This is a genomic window from Streptomyces sp. 1222.5 (assembly GCF_900105245.1).
Lineage (GTDB): Bacteria > Actinomycetota > Actinomycetes > Streptomycetales > Streptomycetaceae > Streptomyces > Streptomyces albidocamelliae.
The window spans coordinates 8,446,835-8,468,251 of sequence record NZ_FNSZ01000001.1; the positions used below are offsets into that span (position 1 = coordinate 8,446,835).

The following is a 21,417-nucleotide window of genomic DNA, read 5'->3' on the forward strand; positions in this document are numbered from 1 at the left end:
AGCCCGAGGGGCACGCGCCATCACGGCCGGGCGCCCCGGTCGGTTGGACATGTGCGAAAGGTGTGGTGGCAGACGGGACGTGTCGGGCGGTAACCTGCCGGGCTCCTGATGAGTCGTCATGCTCGTGGATAGCGAACTACTGGACAAGGCAGTCACTGCCGCCGGCCCCGTCGCGCTGTTGTTTCTTGGCGGATGGGAAAACGCCTGGCGCACGCGCAAGGCGGAAGAGCGCAAGGAAGCCGCCGCCGACCGTGCCTCCCTGGAAGCTCGGGCCGACGAACTGGTGACGGCGGTCCTCGCGCTCAAGGTCGCGGGGAACATGCACGATCAGCTCTACACAGGCTGGGGTGCCAAAGGCCGCGTCATGCTGGCTGCGCTGCCCCAGGGAGGCGCAGCCGCGGTTAGAACTCCTAACAGAATGATCTTTTGGGTTAGGAGTCGATACGCCACCGATGTGGCACGGGTGGTGGAGGCCCCGATCTTCCACGTCAACGGCGACGACCCGGAGGCCGTCGGCCGCGTGGCGCGGCTTGCCTTCGACTCCCGGCAGACGTTCCACAGGGACGTCGTGGTCGATCTGGTCTGCTACCGGCGCCACGGGCACAGCGAGGTCGACGACCCGTCCGTCACCCAGCCGGTGACGTACGCCCTGACCGACGCCAGGCCCTCGGCGCGCAGGACGTACGCGGAGTCCCTGGTGGCCCGCGGGGACATCGGCGAGCGGCAGGTGGAGGCGGCCCGCCGCACGTACCGGGATCGTCTCGAGACGCCTTTCGCCGAGACCAGGGCACTGCCCGCGCCCGCCGAGGGCGTTCCCGCCGCCGGCCGGAGGACCGCCGCACGCGCGATCCACCGGACGGTGACCGCGATCGACGAGAAGACCGCACGTCAGGTCATCGCGGCACAGACGGACCTGCCGCAGGGCTTCACCGTGCATCCGCGGGTACTGCCTCGGCTGTACCGGCGTACGGCGACGCTCGACATCGGCGCGGTCGACTGGGCCACCGCGGAAACCCTGGCGATCGGTTCGCTCCTGCTGGAGGGCCACCCGGTGCGGCTGGCCGGGCAGGACTCGCGCCGCGGCACCTTCGGTCAGCGACATGCCGTACTGACCGACCGGCTCACCGGCGCCGAGCACACGCCGTTGCGCTCCCTGGGGCCGCGGGCCGCGGGCCGCCGGCTTCGCACCGCACGACGATGCTGTCCGAACTGGCGGCGCTGGGCTTCGAGTACGGATAAGCGCTGGCCCGCCCGGAGGGCATGATGCTGTGGGAGGCCCAGTTCGGGGACTTCGTCAAGGGCGCGCAGACCGTCATCGACGAGTACATCCCCTCGGCCGAGCAGAAGTGGGGACAGCGCTCCACGGTGACACTGCTGCTGCCCCACGGCCTGGAGGGGCAGGGGCCGGACCACTCCTCCGCCAGGATCGAGCGTTTCCTCCAGCTGCGCGCGCAGGGCTCAGGGAACAGGCGCTGGGCGGCTCCGGCGACACCGGGCGGCCGCAGGTGGTCTTCACCCCGAAGTCGATGCTGCGGTCGAAGGCGGCCACCTCCGCCTTGACCGAGTTCACCCAGGGCGGCTTCCGCCCGATCCTGCCGGACGGCACACAGGACCCCGGACGGGTCACGCGCGTGCTGCTCTGTGCCGGCAAGGTGTTCTACCACCTCGACGCCCACCGCGGGGCCTCGGACCCGGCGGACACGGCGATCGTCCGCGTGGAACGCCTCTACCCGTTCCCCGAGGACGAGCTCGCGGCCGAACTGGCCCCTCCCGGCGACGGCGGACGTGCGGTGGGTCCAGGAAGAGCCGGCCAACCAGCGCGCGTGGTCCTTCCTCGCGCCGCGCCTGCACCGGCTGGCCAGACGCCCTGTGGACCGTGTCAGCCGACCCGAGGCGCCCGCACCGGCGGTCGGCTCCGCTCGCCGGCACGCTCTAAGCAGCAGGCTCTCGTGAGGGCGGCCTTCCGGTGAGCTTCTGATCACCACGGTCGGGGAGGGTCTGCGCGCCGGGGGAGCGGGGTCGCCGGTGGTGCCGCCGAGCACGTCGTAGCCGCCGCGGCGACGCCGGTTCCCGCACGCCTCCCCGCAGCGAAGGTCGGTGGCCCGTATGTCCCACTAAAATGCACATACGGCGAAAGCGGCCGGAGGATGCGTCATGGCCAAGCAGATCAGCTGCCGCGGAATCTATGAGCAGACGCCTTCCGAGGACGGACAGGCCGGCGAGCGGGTCCTCGTCGACCGGGTCTGGCCGGAGGGCGTACGCCGACAGGGCGCGCCTCTCGACCATTGGGTGCGCGACGTCGCCCCGTCGGTCGAGCTGGAGCGCTGGTACGGCCACGACCCTCTGCGGTTCGACGAGTTCCGCCGCCGCTACCTCGCCGAACTGGGCGACCAAGAGCACCGGCAGGCCGCGGCCCGGCTGCGGGACCTGGCCGAACGCGGCGGCCTCATTCTGCTCAGCGCCGGCCAGGACCTGGCCCACAGCCACACCGCGGTCCTCGCCGAATGGCTCACCGGCGGCGATCGGCGCGTAGCGGAGCCTCCCGGACCCACGCCCGCTGGATCAGGGCCCCACGGGTACCGCGCAGCCGTCTCCGCCGCGGTGGCCGATCTCAACGCGGGCTCGCTCGCGTTCGTCATGGGCACCGCCATCGTCTCCACGGCCCTGTACGTCAACGGCGCCGGCACCGTCTCCGCGGTACTGCTCTGGACGGCCCTCGCCGGGTTCGCCGTGCTGGTGCCCGCCTACGGCTGGCGGCTGCTGCGCCACCGGCAGCGGTTCGTCGCGGAACTGCTGGGCCCGCGCGCCTTCGCCTTCCTCACTCTCGCCATCTCCTCCAACGTGCTGGCCGCCCGCATCGCGCCGGACGGCCACATCCTGGTGGCCGGAGCGTTCCTGGCGTTCGGGGCGCTGGGATGGCTGCTGCTGGACTACGGCATTCCGCTCGCGCTCATCACCACTCTGAAGCGGGGCCCGTCGTTCGACCAGGTGAACGGCACCTGGTTCCTGTGGGCGGTGGGATCGGAGTCCGTGGCGGTCGCCGCGGCCGCATCGGCCCGGATGACCTCGGGCCCGGTGTTGCCGGCGCTGGCGATGGTGTGCTGGTCCGTCGGACTGCTGCAGTACCTGCTGACCGCCGCGATCGTGCTGGCCAGGCTGCTGGCCCGGCCGGTGCGGGCGGAAGGCCTCATGACGTCCGTCTGGATCTTCATGGGGGCGGCGGCGATCTGCGTGCTGGCCGGAGTGCGGCTGATCTCCCTCCCGCCGGGGACCCTGCTGCTCACGCGGCCGGTCATCGCCGGGTCCTCCGTCGTCCTGTGGGCGTTCTCCACCTGGTTGGTCCCGCTGCTGCTGGCTCTGGGCGTATGGCGGCACGCGCTGCGCCGGATACCCCTGCGCTACGACCTCGGCTGGTGGAACCTGGTCTTTCCGATCGGCATGTACGCGGTGACCACGCACGAACTGGGACGCGCGACCGGCACATCGTGGATGACCACCCTGGGCCGCTGGGAAGGCTGGGTCGCCGCCGCGGTCTGGGCTGTCGCCTTCGTCGCCATGGTGGCCACCCTGCTCCGCCACCGCCCGGGGACCGGGCGCGGAGCCGGGCCCCCGGCACGCCGGAGGGACCGCCCCGGGAGCCCGTCCACGACACCCCCTGGGACACAGCCGTAGAGGCGGCCGCCCGGCAGCGGGCGGACCCACCGGCCGCGGGCCGCGGCACGATGGGATCGTTTCCCTGCGCGCTCGCGCGTCAGGCGGGGCGGCGGCGTACGGGCCCCGTCATCGGCGAGCGCTCGCACGCAGATGACCGGCGGCGTGCACCAGTGACTTCCAGGAGACCGCCGACCACGCGGCGACGAGCAGCACGTACAGCGTGACGGCGGCCCAGACGAACAGTTGCGAGCCGGTCCGGGAGGCCAGAGTGCCGGTGCCGGTGACGCAGGCGCCGAGAGGGAAGATGAACGACCACCAGGTGGGTGCGAAAGGCAGACCCGTGCGGACCTCCCGCACGGTGAGCGCCGTCGCGAGCACCAGCCACAGCATGGCGAAGCCCCAGATCCCGATGCCGCCCAGGAGGGCCGCGACCGCGGTCCCGCGCGCGTACGGAGCGGGCAGCGCGCTCGGCGCGGCCGATGCCAGCGTCCCGAGCGCCGTCACCGCCTGGTCCAGAGCGCCCACGCCGATCCACACCGTGGGAACCACCGCACCGCTGGGCGCGTGGTGGTGGACCAGCCGGCTGTACACCATGGCCAGCACCAGCAGGACGGCGACCAGTCCGAGCCCCAGCAGCGCGTAGCACCCCAGCACCATGGCGAGCCGCGGCTGCCCGGCCGGTGCGTACGGGACGAGCAGCGCCCCCGTGGCAGCGGAGACCAAGGGCGGGACCACGGGCATGAGCCAGCCGCCGAAGGCGGCCTCCGGAGTGAACCGGTGCCGGGTGACCATCAGGTACGGAACCGCGCAGGCGGTGGCAACGCCGAGCACCGTACCGGCGGACCACAAGGCCCAGCTCACGTCGAGTGCCGCCCGCTCTCCGACCAGCCGGCGGCCGAGCAGCAGCGTGCCGGCGCCGACGGTGAGCAGGGCCATGGGCGGCGCCCCGAAGAATTGGGCCAGCACGGGGTCCCCGGCATGCGCCCGCAGCGTCCGCTGCCCGAGATAGCCGACAGTGAGCACGATCAGCAGCAGCGCGGCCCCCGCCCAGACCACCGTGGCGGCGTTGCGCAGCCCGGGAAGTCCGCGCGGTAGAGTCGCGGCGGCGTCGGCGACGATTCCGGTGCCCATGACGGCCGCGAACCAGCTGGGACCGAACCGCTCCTGCCTGTCGTGCGCCGCAGCCGGGCTGGCGCGGACCCGGTCGGAGCTTCTCGGACCCGGACCCTCCTGGGGCGGAACGGCTCGGGTGGTGCTGGAGTGGGATGTCACGGCGTGCGGCGCCTTCTCTTGTCGACTCGGGTCATCACCGCCGGTGATCGACGGCAGTGATCGGCCGATCGGTCCGACCCGCGCCCAGCAGCTCACGAGCGATGGCCGAGACCGTCGGCCCGTGGCGTCGTCGACGCTATGGCGAAGTGCGGGGCCGGCCACAGCACAGCACGGGCCAGGACGCCCTCACACACGGACATGGCCTGCGAGCCGGCACCGCCTGCGGTGAGTTTGATATCCAAACTTAGGAGGGATATCGTGGAAAGTCCCAACCGGCCGGGAGGCGCACCATGAAGGGCAGGCCGTCAGGCGGGAAGCCGCTGCTGGTGACCGTGCTCGTCTTTCCGGGCGTACGGCTGCTCGACGTCACCGGTCCCATCGAGGTGTTCGCCTCGGCCAACGAGTTCGGCGGCCGTTACCGCGTGCGGATGGTCTCCCCGAACGGCGCGGACGTGGTCACCGCGGCCGGCACCGGGCTGGGCGTCGACCTCGCCGCCGCAGACGTCGACTACGTCAGCGACGTGGTCGTCGTCCCCGGCGGCCCCGAATGGCCCTCCCTCATCAAGGACGACGCGCTGCTCGACGCCGTACGGGCCCTCGACGCGCGCAGCCGCCGCACCGCGTCCATCTGCACCGGAGCCTTCCTCCTCGCCGCGGCCGGGCTGCTCGACGGGCGCGAGGCGACCACGCACTGGCGCTTCGCCGACCAACTCGCCCTGCGGTACCCGCGAGTCAACGTGGACGCCGACGCCCTGTACGTACGGGACGGACACATCATGACGTCCGCGGGCGTCAGTTCGGGCATCGATCTCTCGCTCGCCCTGGTCGAGGAGCACCTCGGTGCCGACACGGCCCGCGCGGTGGCCAAGGACATGGTCGTCTTCATGCAACGACCGGGAGGCCAGTCGCAGTTCAGCGTCCGCACGCGTACCCCGCACACCAGACAGGAACTGCTGCGCCGCATCCTGGACGCGGTCGCCGAGGACCCGTCCGCCAACCACACCCTTGCAGCCATGGCCCGCCGAGCAGGGGTGAGCGCCCGTCACCTGACGCGGCTGTTCCACGACGACATGGCCACCACCCCGGCCCGCTATGTCGAGCAGGTCCGTATGGAGGCCGCCCAGGCGATGCTGGAAGGCGGCGACGACCCCATGGCGTCCGTGGCCCACCGCACCGGCTTCGGCTCACCGGAGTCGCTGCGCCGGGCCTTCACCCGCAACCTCGGCATCACGCCGGGGGCCTACCGGGAACGCTTCCGCACCACGAACGCCGCCCGCGCCGGTGAGGACAACTGACGTTCCGCAGACACGATCTTCCCCGGGCGAGGACCGTGCCCCGCCCTTCCGGCAGCCCGCCACCCGGGACATGCCGAGGGCTGGGCGCCGATGTACGGTCGACCTACGGCGTAGGTGCGGTCTTCGCAGCCGGCAGACAGGCCGGCCGGAGGTCCGTGCCCGGGAGTGATCATGTCTCAGCAGACGAACATCGCCGCACAGACCGCCTTCGGAGAAGCCGTCGTAGCCGGTGACCTCGACGCCCTCGACGCGATCGTCGCACCCGATTCGATCGACCACGACCCGGCCCCCGGGCAGGGGCCGGGGCCCGACGGGTACAAGGCGATGTTCGGCGAGTTGCGCTCGGCCTTCCCCGACCTGCACGTGCAGGTGGAGCATATGATGGCCACCGACGACGAGTTGGCCTTCGCCTACGTCATCACCGGGACACATCTGGGGCCGTTGATGGGGCGGCCCGCCACCGGCCGGAAGGTGAGCTACCGCGGCATGCAGATCAGCCGCTTCGACGGCGACGGCAAGCTCGTCGAACGCTGGGGCAGCAGCGATGAACTCGGCATGCTGCGGCAACTCGGGCTCGCGGAGGCGTGAACCGCGAAGGCGGCGTACGTCGTGGCCTGGCGGCGCCTGGTGAGGGCGTCAGAAAAGGTCGCGGTATTGGTGGAAACCCGTGCCGATCTTGACTCGTGTCGTGAAGGGCGCCGCCTTCTTGCCCGTCCCCTTGTACAGCCACAGGTAGCCCTGGGGATCGCGGGCGAGCAGGTCACTGTGGCCGTCACCGTCGACGTCACCCGTGGCCACCAGCTTGTCGAACCGGTTCCAGCCGGTACCCACCTTCGCGCGGGACGCGAAAGGCTTCCGCAGATCACCCGTGCCCCGGTACAGCCAGAGGGTGCCCTGCTTGTCGCGGGCGACGACGTCCGACCTGCCGTCGCCGGTCAGGTCGCCCTGGCCGGTGATCCGGGTGAAGCGGTTCCAGCCGGTGCCGACCTTCACCCGTCGTGCCAGTGTGCCGTCGGCCCTGGTCTGGAAGCGCCAGAGGACACCCTGCTTGTCGCGGGCCAGCAGGTCGGGGTGCCCCGCGCGGCCAAGGGTGCCGGGGGAGAAGACCACGTTGTACTGCCCCCAGCCGGTGGCCACCTTCTTGAGGTGCCCGCCGCGCCAGAGATTCAGCTTGCCGTCGTCCATGACGTGATACGCACCGTCCTGGTAGCCCGTCAGGTCGGGGTCGACGGACACCCCGTACCTGAGGTGCGGCCAGACGTACGCGCCCGAGGGGTCGTCGAAACCACCCTTGCCGTCGGGCATGTAGACGTACATCTGGCCCGACGAGCGGATCCCGGACAGGAAGAAGAACGGCGCGGCCGGGGTGGGCATGTGCCGCGCGGCCCCGGCACCGCTCGGAGCGACGGCCTTCGCCGGACCGCTCGCCGCGGGGACGTCCGCCAGCGCGGTGCCGGCGGTGGCACCGACCAGGGTGACGGCGATCGCCGAGGTGACGAGACGGGACAGGGCGCGAGCACGCCGGGCAGACCGGGTCACGTACGGACTCCAAGGGGATGTGCGGAATCAAGCGGTCCGCTCTGCGTGAGTGGGAGAGAGGCCCGCAACCTTGTCCGGATCTTCGCATGTCCGTCCCGGTGGGCTCGCGACGGGGTGCGGAATGGATAATTCCGCCCAGATGTCACCGCGTAAGTGCATGAGACGAGGGGGCGCCGGCCAGCCTTTCAGTGGCCCTGCGTCGTTGTGCGGCCCGGCAGGAGTTCGGGCTGCGAGGTGTGCAGCCGGGTGAGCAGCGGCAGGGCTTCGACGGCGGTGCGGGCCTGGGCTGCGGGGAGGTGGGCGATGCCTGCGGGCAGGCGCATGCCGCGGCGGGGATGGCGAGGACGCGCATGCCGGCGGCTGCTGCCGAGCGGATGCCGGCGGGGGAGTCCTCGACGGCCAGACAGGCCGAGGGTGGCAGCCCGATCCGGGCGGCGGCGCACAGGTAGGGGTCGGGCGCGGGTTTGGCCCGCCGACATCCTCCCCGCAGATCACCGCACTTATACGGGTGGTCAGTCGCAGTGTGTCGAGAACGGTGAGAACGAAGCGGCGGGGGCTGGCCGTGGCGACGGCCACGGGCCCGTGCCGTTCGGCCGCGGCGACCAGGTCGAGTGCTCCGGGCAGGGGGCGAACGGGGCCTGCCGCGTGTTCGTCGAGGATGATGTCGGTGCAGGCGTCGATGACCTCGGCGGTGGTCGCCGGCCGTCGCACACCACTGCGACATAGGAGGCCCAGTCGCCGTTGCCGTGCAGCGCGGCGGTGTCCTCGGGGCGCCACCGGTATCCGTGGCGGGCGCTGAACGCGGCGCACGCCCGTGGCCATGCGCCGGCGGTGTCGATGAGGGTGTCGTCCAGGTCGAAGACCGTCGCCGTGTGCCTCCCGGTCACAGCGCCGTGCCGGAACGGTGCAGCTTCTGGGTTAGCTGCTCGATCGTGACGACGCGGAGGCCGTGCTCCACGGCGAAGTCCCGCAACCGGTCGTCGCGGGCGAGCGAGCCGTCGTCCTCGCACACCTCGCTGATCACACCGACGGGTGCGAGGCCGGCCAGGCGCAACAGGTCGACGGTCGCCTCGGTGTGTCCACGCCTCTCGGCGATCCCTCCCGCTCGGGCCCGCAGCGGGAACATGTGCCCGGGACGGTTCAGCTGGTCGGGTCCCGTGGTGGGGTCGGCCAGCACGCGGGCGGTCAGTGCCCGGTCCGCGGCGGAGATGCCCGAGCCGGTACCGACCGCGTCCACGGAGACGGTGTAGGCGGGTACGTCGGCCGCAGCGGTTCCGGGGGCCGCGGGCACCATCAACGGCAGACGCAGCCGGTCGGCGAGCTCCCCGGCCATCGGCACGCAGATCAGCCCGCTGCCGTACCGCACGAAGAAGCCCATGAGCCCGGCGGTCGCGAACTGTGCCGCCATGACGAGGTCGCCTTCGTCCTCCCGGTCCGCGTCGTCGACCACGATCACGGGCCGGCCTGCCCGCAACTCCTTGACGGCAACAGCCACCGCTTCGAGGCCCTCGTCCGGCCTCGATACCGAAACTGACGTCACCACAACCAGCCCTTCGTCGGTCCGCGTCTTCCTGCGCCCTGCATCGGTGCGCTGACCAGCGGACTTGAGGGCCCCGCACCCGGCGCTCGGATCACGGGGGTCGGAGAGCCCGCCCCACCACGCGACCGGCGCACCTCCTGTCGAGGAGGGAGCCACCGGAGCGCAGGGAGCCGGTTCCGTGCGGGAGGGCCGGGCGGGTTCAGCTCCCGGCCGGGGTGAGCAGAGGGTGCTGCGTGGGCCGCCCCTCGACGTCGGGTAACTCGCCGTCGAGGCGTCGCAGCGGCATCGGCCGGCCGCGCCTCAACGGCCTCTCACTGCTTGCCGTCGCGCAATGCCTCGTCGATCCGACCCAATGCGTGCGTCAGGTGGGCGTAGTCATCGGATGACAGCGGCTTGACGAAGTACTCCTCCACCACGCGAGCGTGGACGGCCGACGCGCGCAGGAACGCCGTCCGTCCCTCGGTGGTCGGTTGCACCAGCGCGAGCCTCCGGTCTTCGGGAGACGCGACGCGGTGCACCAGACCGGCGTTCTCCATCCGGTCGATCAGACGGGTGGTGCCGCTGCTGGTGAGTGTGAGGTCGTCGGCCAGCTGTCGCTGGGAGACCTCCTCGCCGGGGCGACGGCACAGCCGGATGAGCACCTCCAGCATGGTGTGGCTGATCCCGCACTCCCGCCGCAGGGCGCCGTCGATGCGCTGTTCCAGGCGGGTGGCCGACTTGATCAGCAGGCCGAAGTCCCGCACGAGCCTGCTGTCGGCGGCACGGGCGGCGGGGTCGTCGTCGTGCTGTGGCATGGCGTTCATCGCGCACGAGTTTAGTGCCGTATCACCTATTGCTGTCTCAATCTCTGAGCAGTCAATTGCTGACTAGTCAACGAATGGCTACCGTGGGAGCACGTCGGCGAGGGAGAAGGAGAATCCGTGGAATTGCCGCACTGGCTGGCCCGGGCCGCGCACGCGATAGAGGACTGGGCCGGAACCTTCGGCCCCTACCAGCCCCACCCGGCCCTCCAGGTGGACGACGACCGCTTCGCGCCGGTCTTCGAGGAGTTCGCCGGGCGACTGAAGGACAACTACCCCTTCTTCCACCCCCGTTACGCGGGCCAGATGCTCAAGCCGCCCCACCCCGCGGCCGTCGTGGGCTACCTCACCGCGATGCTGATCAACCCCAACAACCACGCTCTGGACGGGGGCCCCGCCACCGCCGCCATGGAGCGCGAGGCCGTCCGGCAACTGGCGGCCATGTTCGGCTACGACGCCCACCTGGGCCATCTCACCACCAGCGGCACCATCGCCAACCTGGAAGCCCTCTTCGTCGCCCGCGAGCTGCATCCCGACCAGGGCATCGCCTACAGCACCGAGGCCCACTACACCCACGGCCGGATGTGTCGCGTCCTCGGCGTGGACGGCCATCCCGTCCCCACCGACGACCTGGGGCGCATGGATGTCGGAGCCCTGGAGGAGCTGCTCGGCACGGGCCGGGTCGGCACGGTGGTGCTCACCGCGGGAACGACCGGCCTGGGCGCCATCGATCCGGTCCACGAGGCCCTCGTCCTGCGCGAGCGCTACGGCGTCCGCGTCCATGTCGACGCCGCCTACGGCGGATTCTTCACCCTGCTGGCCGGAGCGGACGGCCCCGAGGGGCTGCCGGCCGCCCCGTGGCGGGCCGTCGCCCAGGCCGACTCCATCGTGGTGGACCCGCACAAGCACGGTCTGCAGCCCTACGGCTGTGGCGCCGTGCTCTTCCGCGACCCCGCGGTAGGCCGGTTCTACCTCCACGACTCGCCCTACACCTACTTCACCTCCGACGAACTGCACCTGGGCGAGATCAGCCTCGAATGCTCCCGGGCCGGCGCGGCCGCCGCCGCGCTGTGGCTCACCTTCCAGCTGCTGCCGCCCACCCGGGACGGACTGGGGCAGGTGCTGGCGGCCGGCCGGCGTGCCGCCCTGCGCTGGGCCGAACTGATCGAGCAGTCGGACGACTTGGAGCTCTACCAGGCCCCGCAGCTCGACATCGTGAGCTATTTCCCGAAGACCGCCCACGGCGCGCTCTCGGAGATCGACGCCGTCAGCAACCGCATCCTGCTGGAAGGGATGAACGACAGTCAGGACCCGGTCTTCCTCAGCACACTCCGCGTCGGCGCCGACCGGTTCGCCGCCCTGCACCCGAAGGTCACCAGGGACGCCGACGGAGCGCGCATTCTGCGCAGTGTGCTGATGAAGCCGGAATCGGAGACCTACGTGGAGCACCTGCATCGGCGCCTGGAGCGACTCGCCCGCGCCTGACCGGCTGCTGACGCCGTCCGGCCGTAGCGACTTCCCGCCTGACGGGCACCCGGGACGAATCTCCGGCCGCTGCTGCCGCCCGGCGGGAAGTAGCTCTGGTCAGGCGGCTGCTACCAGGTGACGGGCAGTTCGATCGGGAAGCGCCGGATCGTCTTGGTGTCCCAGCGCACCTCCTCGGGCTGCACGGCGAGCCGCAGCGTGGGGAACCGGTCCATGAGCTGCCCGATGGCCACTTCCAGCTCCGCCATCGCCAGTGGCACGGCGACGCACCGGTGTCCGCCCCAGCCGAAGGTCATGTGCGGGGTCGAGGACCGGTCCGGATCGATGAAGTCCGGGTCCGGGAAGCGCCGCGGGTCGCGGTTCGCGGTCAGGTACGACACATGCACGAAGTCGCCCTTGCGGATGCGGACCCCGTCCATCACCACGTCCTCCGTGGCCACCCGGGGAATGCCGACCCCCTTGCGGAACGGGATGACCCGCAACAGCTCGTTGATGACGTCGGTCAGGGCCTCCGGCCGGCCGTCGATGTGCTTCATCAGCTCGGGACGGGTCAGCAGGAGGTAGACGATGTTGCTGATCTGGCAGGTGACCGTGTCCTGGCCGCTGAGGGTCAGCGTCAGTGCCATGACGGCCAGTTCGTCGTCGTCGAACACGTCGTCGCCGTCCACGGCTGAGGCGAGCACGCTGATGAGGTCGTCCCCGGGCGACTCCCTCCGCTGCTGGACCAGCGTGCCGAAGTACGCGCGCAAGGCTGCCTTCGCGGATGCGGCCTTCTCGCGGCTGTCCGGGCCGGTCGCGAGGAGCTGCTGCAGGTTCTGCTGCATGTGGGGCCAGTCGCCCTGCGGGATCCCGAGGAGTTCGAAAATGGTCTGCTGGGGCATGGGGTCGGACAGGTGGCGCACCAGGTCCACCGGAGGCTGCTGAGCGGCCATCTCGTCGAGCAGGGCATCCGTGAGGCGGGTGATCTTGTCCCGCATGCCGTCGACCTGCCGCTGGGTGAACGCCTGCGACGCCAGGCGCCGCAGGCGGCTGCTGAGCGGCGGGTCCATCACGTTGATCGATTCGGGAGAGACGATGGGTTCCGGGGTCAGCCGCGGGTAGTCGAACTCCATAATGCCGGCCCTGCTGAACCGCTGGTCCGTGGTCACCTGCTGCACCCCCTCGAACCCGGTGACCAGCCAGGCGTCGGCGTCACCGTAGGGCAGCCGGATGCGGGTGAGGGAATTCCGGTCCATGAGCGCGGCCAGACAGGGATCGAATTCAAGGCCCTCGCTGAAGTCGAACGGACATGCGATTGTCTCGTCGTCTGGGGTCATCCTGTTCTCCTCTCTTCGCCGGATTTGCTGTGTCTTGAATATGCCAATTTGTGATCGTGGGCCACCGCATGCACCCGGGTGCGCCTCCGTACGATCAGGCGAGTTGGCTCAACGTGCCGGGGAGCCGCCGCGCGGGTCCAGATAGACCTCGTCGACGTAGCACCAGGCCCACGCCTCGCCCGGCGCCGCGGAACGCACGAGGGGGTGCCCGCTGGATTCGTGGTGGGCGGTGGCATGGGCGCCCGGCGAGCTGTCGCTGCATCCCACGTGGCCACAGGTCAGGCAGAGCAGAAGACGCCCCCCGTCCCGCCCTCGGGCGGCGCACTCCAGGCACGAGTCGCTCTGTGCCACGGGCTCCGCGGACAGCGCCGTGGCATGAGCGCAACCGGGGCCATCTGGACGGCCGCCGTCCGGCCGTACGACCCATCCGGTCATGGTGCCTCGCTGTCGGATTGCCCGCCGAATCGCCCTCTCTACTTCGCGCACGGACACCGACCCGGATGCGGCGGAGCCGGTGCACCGATTGAGGTGAGCCGACGCGGGGCACGCGCATCGCAGAACGGCGGACGCCTTGTCGCTCGCGAGGCGGCGGGCGGCAGGGGAAAGGTGAGTCAGGATGGCCGACGGATCAACGACGGTGTCGAGTTCGCGGATCGCTCCACCGGATCGCGGTGGCGTGCGCAAGCCACCGCTGCGCCCCGGCCACTACGACCCCGCCGACTACACCGCATATGTGGTGCGCAGCGCCGGGGAGGCCGGGGTGTCGTCCGTGCTGGTGATGACGGTGCTTCACATCGAGGCGTACAAGCCGCACCATCCGCTGCTGGAGCGGCTGTGGCAGTGGTGGAAGCCCGGGGCGTCCTTCGGGGTGGCCAATATGCACCGGGCGACGTTCGAGCGGGTTCGGCGGACCCACGGCCTGTCGGAGCGGTGGCAGGACCTGCGCGACGATCCCGCCTTCGCGATCCGTGCGGCGGCCCTGCACCTGAAGGACCTCGACCGGAGCCTGCCGCGGCGGCACCTGCGCCGCTACAGCCGTGACGAGCTTCTGGCGCTGGGCTACAACACGGGCGAACGCAACATGCGGACCTTTGCCAGGGGAGTTCCGCCGGGCCCCATGGCGCGGTCGTACCTGCGCCGTTTCCGTGCGTATCGTCCCCGGGCCGCGCAGGTCCTGGCGGACCACGGCGGGCAGCCGCCGTCGTAGCCCCTGAGGCGACCGCCGACGAGTCACTTGGCGTCGGTGGCGTTCTGAGCGCCCTGCGTCTCGTCGTCCCCCTTCATGGGGAGCCGGAACGGCCGGCCGTCGCGGTGTGCCCAGATGTCGCGGAGGACGACCTGGATCATGCCGGCGACGGGGATCGCGAGCAGCGCGCCGAGGATTCCGGCGACCTCTACGGCGATCAGGATGGCCAGCAGCACGGTGAGGGGGTTGAGCTTCACCGTGCGGGAGAGGATGACCGGCTGCAGAAGGTGGTTCTCGACCTGCTGGTAGACGACGAAGAAGACGATCGCGCCGATCCCGGCCGGGAGGGAGTGGACGAGTGCCGCCACCGAGGCGACCACGGCTCCGAGCGTGGCACCGACCAGCGGGATGAGGTCGGCCAGGGCGACGAACAGAGCCAGCAGGCCCGCGAACGGTACACCGGCCACCAGGAGCACGACGTAGGTCAGCACTCCGCAGATCACGCTGATCAGCAGATTGCCGGTCAGGTAGCCGGTGACGGTACGGGCACAGGCGGCTCCCACGCGGCGGATGCGCGCGGCCCGCGGTTCGTCCACCAGGGTCAGGGCGGCATGGACGGCCTTGGGGCCTTCCAGCACCATCAGGTAGGCCAGGACGAAGATCGTGACGGCTCCGGCGAGGGTGGTCGCGGCGCCGCGGACGAACGCCAGGGCCGGGGTGCCCAGGCCGGTGGCGAAGCCGCGGATCTGCTGCTGGTGCTGCTGGACGTACCGCAGAGCGTGGGTGCGCTCCAGGAGGTCGCCGACGGGCCCGCGGCCGGCCCGTGCGTCCTCGATCATCTGGGGCAGCCGGCCGGCGAGCCGGCTTCCCTCCTGGGCCAGCGGGGTGACGAACAGGGCGACCAGCGCGGCGACCGCCACGACCGCGACCAGGAAGACCAGCAAGGTGGCCACCGAGCGGTGGCAGCGTGCCACCCGTCGTTCCAGCGCGTCGACCGCCGGGGAGAGGGCGACGGCGAAGAACAGGGCGATCACCGCCCAGACCAGGACCCGGCGGGTCTCGATCACCAGTTGCAGCACGATGTAGGCGGCGATCACCAGACCGATGGTGACGAGAATGGTCCGGACCGGAACAGGACACGGCTGCATGGGCCCTGGGTGCCCCGCATCGACTGAGGAAAACGACCGGCCGTTCGCCCGACGCCCGCGCCGCCGGGCGACGAGCACCACGGCATCGGTCACCGACACTCGCGAAGATCCACCCGCCGGGAGCGCCGTGCCCGCCCTCGCCCACCGTCGGCGGCACCGACCGCGCACCGCGTGCCGTATCGGACCAGGATGGACACGACGGACGGGTACCTGTGGAGGCACGGTGAGGCAAGGCGACGAGGAGGAAGCCCTCGTGGAGGGTGGCGAGCGCGACGGCGAGGCCGATGCCGAGTACACCGACCCCGAGCCGTGGGACGAGGAGTCCGCGTCGTACGACGAGGCGGGTGCGCTCACCGAGGCGCCCAGCACTTCCGGCGAGACGGTTGCCGGGCGTGCGGTGGCCGACGGGGGCCCTGACGTCTATCTCGACGTACCCGTGCTGAAGGTCGACGAGATCGACCTGGACGTCGAGGACCTGCGTGCGCGCGTCTCGCTGCAGGCCGAGGTGCTGGACCTGCTGAAGCTGAACGTGGGCGCCGACGTCACGCTGGGACGGGTGCACCTCGGCATTTCCGGCGTGGAGGCACAGGCGCAGCTCAAGGTACGGCTGGACAATGTCGCGATGATCATCGACCGGGTGCTGACCACGCTCGATCGCAACCCGGAGCTCCTGCACGAGTTGGCACGGGGCGTGGGGTCTGCCGTGCGGGACGTCGGCGGAGGCGCCCGTCATGCCGTCGGAGAGCTCGGTGCGGGTACCGGACGCGCCGTCCACGACGTCGGCCGGGCCGCCGGGTCCGCAGTCCAGGACGTGGGCCGCGGCGTCGGCGCGGTGGCCGAGGATGTCGGCGAAGGTGCCGGCGCGGCCGTCCAGGAGGTGGGCCGCGGTGTCGGCTCCGCGACCGAGGACCTCGGGGAAGGCGCCGGCGCCGCTGTCCAGGACGTCGGCAGGGGTGCCCGGCGCGCGGTCGAGGACGTCGGCGGGGAGGCCGGACCGGCTGTCGTCAAAGCCGGCCGGAAGGTCGGATACGCGACCGGGAGTGTGGCCGAGAAACCTGCGGAGGCGGCCGGAACGACCGGCGGGGCGGCGGAGGGCGACCCGACCGGCGACACGGTGCGAAAAGGCGCCAGGACCGCTGCCGGCACCACCTCCAAGGCGGCAGGCACCAAGCGTCCGGCCCGGTCGGAAGGACGGGGTGCGGCGCGCAAGCCCGCGGACGGGGACCGGGACGCACCCGCGCGGAGTCCGAGCGGCACGCGCACCCGCCGCGTACGGGACGAGGACGGGAAGCTGCCACCACGGCCCGGCCGCCGCCGTACGTCCGACGGGCGCGAAGAGCCGCCCTGAACGGAGGGTTCGGACACGCGAGGCCCGGCGCCAGACATCTCGTTTCGATCGACGGTCCGCGCGGCGAGGCTCCGCTTCGCCGATGAGCCCCGCACGGCCGTCCGCTTCCCGGGCGGCGGGAAGCGGGAGTCGACGAGTCACAGCGACCGGACCAATCTTCCCGACAAGGTGGTCCCCGGCCGCGAATATCAGGACGCCACGGTGACCTACCGTCTCGCGACCCGGCTCGAGAGGGAGCAGCCGTAGGAGCGTTCGCCCTGGTGACCGCACAGAGCCGGCGCCCGGCGCGTCTGGTCCGGGCCTGTGTGGGCACGTGGAGGGGGACCAGGGGCGCAAGTGGCGAGGAGGGCATCGTGGCCGAGCAGGTGCCGGAGGCACAGAGGAGCCGGAGTACGGGTCGTGAGGACGACCTGCTGAGCGGGCTCGCGGTGGACGACCGGCAGCCGGAGCGGCCGGTGCTTCTCGACGGCGAAGGCCGGCCGATCGAGACCTGGCGGGAGAACCACCCGCACGACCACCGGGTGGGGCGGCGCGAGTACGAGCGGACCAAGCGGATCCTGCAGATCGAGCTGCTCAAACTGCAACGCTGGGTGAAGGAGACGGGGCAGCGGATCGTCGTGGTCTGCGAAGGGCGGGACGCGGCGGGCAAGGGCGGCACCATCAAGCGGTTCACCGAGCGGCTGAACCCCCGTGGGGCCCGTGTGGTGGCGCTGGACAAGCCGACCGAGCGGGAGGCGGGGCAGTGGTACTTCCAGCGGTACGTGACCCACCTGCCGGGTCGCGGTGAGATCGTCTTCTTCGACCGGTCCTGGTACAACCGGGCCGGAGTCGAACGGGTCATGGGGTTCTGCACGGAGGAGGATTACCGGCAGTTCCTCGGGCAGGCCCCGCTGTTCGAGCGGCTGCTCACCGACGACGGCATTCTGCTGGTGAAGTTCTGGTTCTCGGTGTCGCGTGCCGAGCAGCGCACCCGGTTCGCCATACGGCAGGTCGATCCCGTCCGCCGCTGGAAGCTGTCCCCCACCGACCTGGCCTCGCTCGACCGCTGGGACGACTACACCGCGGCCAAGGTCGACATGTTCCGGGCGACGGACACCGAGCACGCGCCCTGGACGGTCGTGAAGAACAACGACAAGCGGCGAGGCCGGCTCGAGGCGATGCGCAGCCTCCTGGACCGTTTCGACTACCCGGCCAAGGACCGCCTGGCGGTGGGAGCGCCCGATCCGCTGATCGTCGGCGCGGCGCACACCCTGCTGGAGCCGGGGGAGGAGCCCACTGCCCTTTCGCCGACACCGCTGGCCGGACCGGGCGGCGGCCCCGGACTCCATCCGGACCCGCGGTGACGACCGACGCGCCGCATGACGAACGGGCTCGTCGCGGCCACGGCACCAGGTGCGGGTGGCCCGGGGAACCGGGCCTGGGGCAGACCCTCTCGGACCCACCCCTCGGCCCGGCCCCGGAATGCCCCGCCCCGGAATGCCCCGCCCGGGAATGCGGCTAGGAATTGACGATGCGGCGTACGTTGTCGACCGAGCCGCAGCCGCCCTTCAGCTGGTGCTCGCGCTCCTCCAGGAACGCCACGCCCAGTTCCTCGCGCCGCTCCATCGAGACGTTCTCGCGCGCGCCGTTGAGGATGGTGCGCTCTTCCTCGTCGGCGTGGTGGGTGACGGCCTCCACCAGGTCCTCCAGCTTGGAGTCCCACTCATCGGAGCCGACCTCCGCCACCTCCAGGAGGGCCAGGAGGGCCTTGTTGCCCTCGTCGTGCTCGTGCTCGCCGTGCTCGACCTCTTCGTCGTCGATGTTCTTGTACCGCTTCAGGGCGGGGTACACCTTGACCTCCTCGGCCAGCGCGTGGGCGATCAGGAGATCCGCGAACTCCTGGCGCGCGGCGGCCCGGTCGGCTTCGACGCTCCGCATCCGGCGGAAGAGATCCTCCATGCGCCGGTGGTCCTGGAGGATGAGCTCGACGACGTCCTGTGTCTCGGCCATGGGACTGCACCACTTTCGTGCGAACGGTCAGGTCGGATCCGCCTACCCTGCCCCTCGGCGTTGATGACCTCCCACCTTCACGGCCACGACGCGCCTCGGATTCAGCCCTTCAGGTACGCCAGTACCGCCAGCACCCTGCGGTTCGCTTCCGGCGACGGTTCCAGGCCCAGCTTCCCGAAGAGCGATGCGATGTGTTTCGCCACGGCGCTCTCGCTGATGTGCAGGGTGCGGGCGATCGCCGCGTTCGAGTGGCCCTCGGCCATGCGGGCGAGGACCTCGTGCTCCCGGGCGGTCAGTGAGTGGACGCGACCGCGCTTCTCACTGCGGGACAGGAGCTTGGCGATGACCTGGGGGTCCATGACCGTGCCGCCGGCGGCGACCGTGCGCAGGGCGTCGAGGAACTGGGCGGTGTGTGTGACCCGGTCCTTGAGGAGGTAGCCGACGGCGCCCTCCCCGGTGGCGAGCAACTCGTGGGCGTAGAGCTGGTCGACGTACTGGGAGAGGATCAGGACCGGGAGCCCGGGGCGGGTGCGGCGTGCTTCCAGTGCCGCCTTCAGTCCCTCGTCCGTGTGGGTCGGTGGCAGGCGGATGTCTATGAGCGCCACGTCCCATTCCGTGTCCTCGAGGGCCCGCCGCAGCTCCGGGCCGTTGTCCACGGAGGCGACGACCTCGCAGCCGTGCTCGCGCAAGGTGCGCGTCAGGCCGTCGCGGAGGAGGAAGAGGTCTTCGGCGAGGAGGACGCGCACGGGATCTCCAGGGTCGCGGTGGTCGGTCCGCCCGGCGGGCTGTGCAGGGCGAGCGTGCCGTCGAAGGTATCCAACCGACGGCGTACTCCGAGCAGCCCGGTTCCGCGGGCCGGATCGGCACCGCCCCGGCCGTCGTCGGTGAGGTCGACGCGCAGACACGCGCCGTCATGCGCCAGGGTGATGTCCACCCTCGTCGCCTCGGCGTGCTTGGCCGCGTTGGCGAGAAGCTCCGACACCGCGAAGTAGGCCGCCGATTCGACGGGGGAGGGCAGTCGTGGCGGGGCCGGGCACGCGGAGATCGCGACGTCCAGGTGACTGTCCAGGGCCAGGGAGCGCACGGCGTCGGTCAGGCCCCGGTCGGCGAGGACCGGGGGGTGGATGCCGTGCACCAGTTCCCGCAGATCCCGCAGGGCGCGCTCGGAGGCGGCGCGGACGTCCAGGAGCAGGGCCCGGGCGGCCGCCGGGTCGCTGTCCAGCAGTCCGGTCGCCTGGTCGAGGGTCAGGCCGAGGGCCACCAGCCGTGCCTGCGCGCCGTCGTGCAGGTCGCGTTCGATACGGGTGATCTCCGCCGCGTGCGCATCCAGGGCGGTGGCCCGGCTGTCGGTGAGCCGCGCCACTCGCCGTGCCAACTCGGCCGTGGGCGGCACGGTGAGCAGGCGGTGGCCCAGCCGGCCGTGCAGGGACAGGACGACACCTGACAGACGCAGGCCCGCCGCCATGAAGGCCAGGCCCAGCAGCAGCGCCAGCGACGCCGTCGTGGTGGAGACGACCGGCAGGAAGGCGTACCAGTTGCCGTCACCCAACTGCCGCCACACGAACGGCTGGACCAGCGCACCGAACGCCCCGAAGACGACCAGCGCCGGCGGCACCGAGGCGAGCGGGCCGCCCAGCAACGGCTCGAGCCACGCCCAGCGCAGGTCCCGCCAGAAGCCGTCGTCGCCGAGGATCGCGGCACTGGTGTGGCGCGCAGACGTGCTCCGGGGCAGAGGGTCCGGCGGGCTGAGGTGGCGGCCGCTCCAGTGAGCGGTGCGGGCGCGGTGGCGGTCGGCGACGCGGCGCAGGACGGCGGCCGCGCGGGGCAGCAGCCAGAGGCCGGGGCCGAGGGGCAGGAGCAGCAGGGCGCAACCCACCAGGAACGCGGCTCCGGCCACCACGAAACCGGACAGCCCGATCAGCTGGCACCGGCCCAGCGCGACCAAGTCGCCGTGCCGCGACACCTTCACCCTCACGCCCCCGGATCCCCCTCCACCGTCGCGGGGATCGTAACCGCCGGGCGCCTGCGCACCCAGGCCGCCGCGATCAGCGCGGACGCCACCCCGAACAGCACCATCGGTGCCGTCCGGCCCGTCTCCTCGTCCATGAACAGGAGCATTCCGAGGTTCACCAGGGCATGGAAGGCCCCCGCCAGGAGCAGCCGTGTCATGCCGCCCGTCCCGTCCAGGGCCAGGCCCAGGACGACGGACAGGGCGATGGTGGCCAGCAGGAAGCCCGCGGCATAGGCCGGGGACCGGCCCAGCACCTGCACGTGCCACAGACCCCACACCGTGCCGACCGCCACCGACGCGGGGAGCGGCCCGAACCTGGTGCGCAGCAGAGGCTGCAGGAAGCAGCGCCAGCCGATCTCCTCACCGCACGCGCCGACGAGTTGCGCGACCGCGACGAGCAGGAAGGAGTGGTGCAGCGTACGCGGGTCGGTGGCGTGGGGAGCGCCGCTGATCAGGGCGTACGGGCCCGCCGACAGCAGGATGATCGGGAAGGGCATGGAGAGAAGCAGCCAGGGGGAGGACGGCCGCCTCCGGGGCCCGCGGACCAGCGTCCACGTGGTCACCGGCCACAGCAGAGCGGTGACCGCCACCGCCAACGCCGGTCCGAACTGCGTGATTTGTAGCACCTCGGCCGGGACGCCCGTCGCCGGCTGGAGGGAGCCCAGTGCTCCGGCGGCCACGAACGCAAGCGTCAGATGGACCGCTGCTCGCGCTGCCGTACGCTCGGCCGGCCGCACCGGCCCGGGCGTCCTCGTCGCCTTGATCGTCCTGGTCGTTCGCACGGGCCCGGTCGTTCTCTTCGTCCACATGACGTCGACGATGCCGGGCTGCCCG

Annotated in this window: 22 protein-coding genes and 2 pseudogenes; 11 read left to right on the forward strand and 13 right to left on the reverse strand. The window is 71.5% G+C overall.

What is annotated here, in order from left to right:
• The first annotated feature begins 118 nt into the window (after positions 1–118).
• From BLW57_RS42750 to BLW57_RS38470, 5 genes and pseudogenes are all read left to right on the forward strand, one after another.
• Entirely contained in the window at positions 119–1,264 is a 1,146-nt protein-coding gene (locus BLW57_RS42750; protein ID WP_093480260.1) for a thiamine pyrophosphate-dependent enzyme, read from the forward strand.
• Positions 1,261–1,560, forward strand: coding sequence for a hypothetical protein (locus BLW57_RS42755; RefSeq protein WP_093480261.1), 300 nt, complete (start codon positions 1,261–1,263; stop codon positions 1,558–1,560). The genes BLW57_RS42750 and BLW57_RS42755 overlap by 4 nt, the downstream gene beginning before the upstream one ends.
• Positions 1,527–1,706: pseudogene (locus tag BLW57_RS42760) on the forward strand (hypothetical protein); the annotation flags it as partial. The gene BLW57_RS42755 and the pseudogene BLW57_RS42760, both read left to right, overlap by 34 nt.
• A gap of 79 nt (positions 1,707–1,785) precedes the next feature.
• Positions 1,786–1,953: a hypothetical protein gene (locus tag BLW57_RS42765; protein WP_256339874.1), complete on the forward strand. Its 168-nt coding sequence runs from the start codon at positions 1,786–1,788 to the stop codon at positions 1,951–1,953.
• A gap of 201 nt (positions 1,954–2,154) precedes the next feature.
• On the forward strand, positions 2,155–3,672 hold the full coding sequence (locus tag BLW57_RS38470; RefSeq protein ID WP_306822911.1) for an SLAC1 family transporter: 1,518 nt from the start codon (positions 2,155–2,157) through the stop codon (positions 3,670–3,672).
• A gap of 108 nt (positions 3,673–3,780) precedes the next feature.
• On the opposite strand, the gene BLW57_RS38475 is transcribed toward BLW57_RS38470, so the two are convergent.
• The gene (locus BLW57_RS38475; RefSeq protein WP_256339746.1) at positions 3,781–4,926 is read right to left on the reverse strand and encodes a TDT family transporter; all 1,146 of its coding nucleotides are present in this window, start codon (positions 4,924–4,926) and stop codon (positions 3,781–3,783) included.
• 290 nt (positions 4,927–5,216) lie between these two features.
• Here BLW57_RS38475 and BLW57_RS38480 point away from each other — a divergent pair, with 290 nt between their 5' ends.
• Both BLW57_RS38480 and BLW57_RS38485 read left to right on the forward strand, forming a co-directional pair.
• Complete coding sequence (locus BLW57_RS38480; protein ID WP_176985879.1) at positions 5,217–6,221, forward strand: GlxA family transcriptional regulator; 1,005 nt, start codon at positions 5,217–5,219, stop codon at positions 6,219–6,221.
• Positions 6,222–6,392: 171 nt separating this feature from the next.
• Positions 6,393–6,809, forward strand: a complete 417-nt coding sequence (locus tag BLW57_RS38485; protein ID WP_093481136.1) for an ester cyclase — start codon at positions 6,393–6,395, stop codon at positions 6,807–6,809.
• 48 nt (positions 6,810–6,857) lie between these two features.
• On the opposite strand, the gene BLW57_RS38490 is transcribed toward BLW57_RS38485, so the two are convergent.
• The 5 genes and pseudogenes from BLW57_RS38490 to BLW57_RS38505 all read right to left on the reverse strand — a co-directional run bounded on the left by BLW57_RS38490 (position 6,858) and on the right by BLW57_RS38505 (position 10,103).
• Positions 6,858–7,760 carry an FG-GAP repeat domain-containing protein gene (locus BLW57_RS38490; protein ID WP_093480264.1) on the reverse strand — a complete coding sequence of 301 codons (903 nt, stop codon included), beginning with the start codon at positions 7,758–7,760 and terminating at the stop codon, positions 6,858–6,860.
• 185 nt (positions 7,761–7,945) lie between these two features.
• On the reverse strand, positions 7,946–8,083 hold the full coding sequence (locus tag BLW57_RS42770; protein WP_256339747.1) for a hypothetical protein: 138 nt from the start codon (positions 8,081–8,083) through the stop codon (positions 7,946–7,948).
• A gap of 23 nt (positions 8,084–8,106) precedes the next feature.
• Positions 8,107–8,484 (reverse strand): annotated as a pseudogene (locus BLW57_RS43210) (HAD family hydrolase); the annotation flags it as partial.
• A 159-nt stretch (positions 8,485–8,643) separates the two neighbouring features.
• Positions 8,644–9,255, reverse strand: a complete 612-nt coding sequence (ribB, locus tag BLW57_RS38500; RefSeq protein ID WP_218138127.1) for a 3,4-dihydroxy-2-butanone-4-phosphate synthase — start codon at positions 9,253–9,255, stop codon at positions 8,644–8,646.
• A gap of 356 nt (positions 9,256–9,611) precedes the next feature.
• Positions 9,612–10,103: a MarR family winged helix-turn-helix transcriptional regulator gene (locus BLW57_RS38505; RefSeq protein WP_256339748.1), complete on the reverse strand. Its 492-nt coding sequence runs from the start codon at positions 10,101–10,103 to the stop codon at positions 9,612–9,614.
• Between the two features lie 117 nt (positions 10,104–10,220).
• Between BLW57_RS38505 and BLW57_RS38510 the strand changes: the two genes are divergently transcribed.
• A complete protein-coding gene (locus BLW57_RS38510) occupies positions 10,221–11,585 on the forward strand; it encodes a pyridoxal phosphate-dependent decarboxylase family protein (protein WP_093480266.1) in 1,365 nt (454 codons plus the stop codon).
• 110 nt (positions 11,586–11,695) lie between these two features.
• On the opposite strand, the gene BLW57_RS38515 is transcribed toward BLW57_RS38510, so the two are convergent.
• Both BLW57_RS38515 and BLW57_RS38520 read right to left on the reverse strand, forming a co-directional pair.
• Entirely contained in the window at positions 11,696–12,901 is a 1,206-nt protein-coding gene (locus BLW57_RS38515; RefSeq protein ID WP_093480267.1) for a cytochrome P450, read from the reverse strand.
• Between the two features lie 108 nt (positions 12,902–13,009).
• Complete coding sequence (locus BLW57_RS38520) at positions 13,010–13,336, reverse strand: UBP-type zinc finger domain-containing protein (RefSeq protein WP_093480268.1); 327 nt, start codon at positions 13,334–13,336, stop codon at positions 13,010–13,012.
• A 181-nt stretch (positions 13,337–13,517) separates the two neighbouring features.
• Between BLW57_RS38520 and BLW57_RS38525 the strand changes: the two genes are divergently transcribed.
• Positions 13,518–14,108 carry a lysozyme family protein gene (locus BLW57_RS38525; protein WP_093480269.1) on the forward strand — a complete coding sequence of 197 codons (591 nt, stop codon included), beginning with the start codon at positions 13,518–13,520 and terminating at the stop codon, positions 14,106–14,108.
• 23 nt (positions 14,109–14,131) lie between these two features.
• Here BLW57_RS38525 and BLW57_RS38530 read toward each other — a convergent pair whose 3' ends face one another.
• Positions 14,132–15,235, reverse strand: a complete 1,104-nt coding sequence (locus BLW57_RS38530; RefSeq protein WP_093480270.1) for an AI-2E family transporter — start codon at positions 15,233–15,235, stop codon at positions 14,132–14,134.
• 223 nt (positions 15,236–15,458) lie between these two features.
• Here BLW57_RS38530 and BLW57_RS38535 point away from each other — a divergent pair, with 223 nt between their 5' ends.
• The gene (locus BLW57_RS38535) at positions 15,459–16,583 is read left to right on the forward strand and encodes a hypothetical protein (RefSeq protein ID WP_093480271.1); all 1,125 of its coding nucleotides are present in this window, start codon (positions 15,459–15,461) and stop codon (positions 16,581–16,583) included.
• Positions 16,584–16,936: 353 nt separating this feature from the next.
• A complete protein-coding gene (gene ppk2 / locus BLW57_RS38545) occupies positions 16,937–17,926 on the forward strand; it encodes a polyphosphate kinase 2 (RefSeq protein WP_256339749.1) in 990 nt (329 codons plus the stop codon).
• Positions 17,927–18,080: 154 nt separating this feature from the next.
• Here the strand turns inward: ppk2 and BLW57_RS38550 are convergent, their stop codons facing one another.
• The 4 genes from BLW57_RS38550 to BLW57_RS38565 form a co-directional block, all read right to left on the reverse strand.
• Positions 18,081–18,572: a hemerythrin domain-containing protein gene (locus BLW57_RS38550; protein ID WP_093480272.1), complete on the reverse strand. Its 492-nt coding sequence runs from the start codon at positions 18,570–18,572 to the stop codon at positions 18,081–18,083.
• A 101-nt stretch (positions 18,573–18,673) separates the two neighbouring features.
• Positions 18,674–19,318, reverse strand: coding sequence for a response regulator transcription factor (locus BLW57_RS38555; RefSeq protein WP_093480273.1), 645 nt, complete (start codon positions 19,316–19,318; stop codon positions 18,674–18,676).
• The gene (locus BLW57_RS38560) at positions 19,270–20,547 is read right to left on the reverse strand and encodes a sensor histidine kinase (protein ID WP_256339750.1); all 1,278 of its coding nucleotides are present in this window, start codon (positions 20,545–20,547) and stop codon (positions 19,270–19,272) included. The genes BLW57_RS38555 and BLW57_RS38560 overlap by 49 nt, the downstream gene beginning before the upstream one ends.
• Positions 20,544–21,263: a CPBP family intramembrane glutamic endopeptidase gene (locus BLW57_RS38565; RefSeq protein WP_256339751.1), complete on the reverse strand. Its 720-nt coding sequence runs from the start codon at positions 21,261–21,263 to the stop codon at positions 20,544–20,546. Before BLW57_RS38565 ends, BLW57_RS38560 begins: the two co-directional genes overlap by 4 nt.
• Positions 21,264–21,417: the final 154 nt, after the last annotated feature.

Excerpts from the sequence above, each read along its gene's own strand:
- BLW57_RS38520 (WP_093480268.1), bottom strand. The coding sequence starts at position 13,336 with ATGACCGGATGGGTCGTACGGCCGGACGGCGGCCGTCCAGATGGCCCC.
- BLW57_RS38505 (WP_256339748.1), bottom strand. The coding sequence starts at position 10,103 with ATGAACGCCATGCCACAGCACGACGACGACCCCGCCGCCCGTGCCGCC.
- BLW57_RS38470 (WP_306822911.1), top strand. The coding sequence starts at position 2,155 with ATGGCCAAGCAGATCAGCTGCCGCGGAATCTATGAGCAGACGCCTTCC.
- BLW57_RS42770 (WP_256339747.1), bottom strand. The coding sequence starts at position 8,083 with ATGCGCCTGCCCGCAGGCATCGCCCACCTCCCCGCAGCCCAGGCCCGC.
- BLW57_RS42755 (WP_093480261.1), top strand. The coding sequence starts at position 1,261 with ATGATGCTGTGGGAGGCCCAGTTCGGGGACTTCGTCAAGGGCGCGCAG.
- BLW57_RS38530 (WP_093480270.1), bottom strand. The coding sequence starts at position 15,235 with ATGCAGCCGTGTCCTGTTCCGGTCCGGACCATTCTCGTCACCATCGGT.
- BLW57_RS38515 (WP_093480267.1), bottom strand. The coding sequence starts at position 12,901 with ATGACCCCAGACGACGAGACAATCGCATGTCCGTTCGACTTCAGCGAG.
- BLW57_RS38485 (WP_093481136.1), top strand. The coding sequence starts at position 6,393 with ATGTCTCAGCAGACGAACATCGCCGCACAGACCGCCTTCGGAGAAGCC.
- BLW57_RS38525 (WP_093480269.1), top strand. The coding sequence starts at position 13,518 with ATGGCCGACGGATCAACGACGGTGTCGAGTTCGCGGATCGCTCCACCG.
- BLW57_RS38550 (WP_093480272.1), bottom strand. The coding sequence starts at position 18,572 with ATGGCCGAGACACAGGACGTCGTCGAGCTCATCCTCCAGGACCACCGG.
- BLW57_RS38480 (WP_176985879.1), top strand. The coding sequence starts at position 5,217 with ATGAAGGGCAGGCCGTCAGGCGGGAAGCCGCTGCTGGTGACCGTGCTC.
- BLW57_RS42750 (WP_093480260.1), top strand. The coding sequence starts at position 119 with ATGCTCGTGGATAGCGAACTACTGGACAAGGCAGTCACTGCCGCCGGC.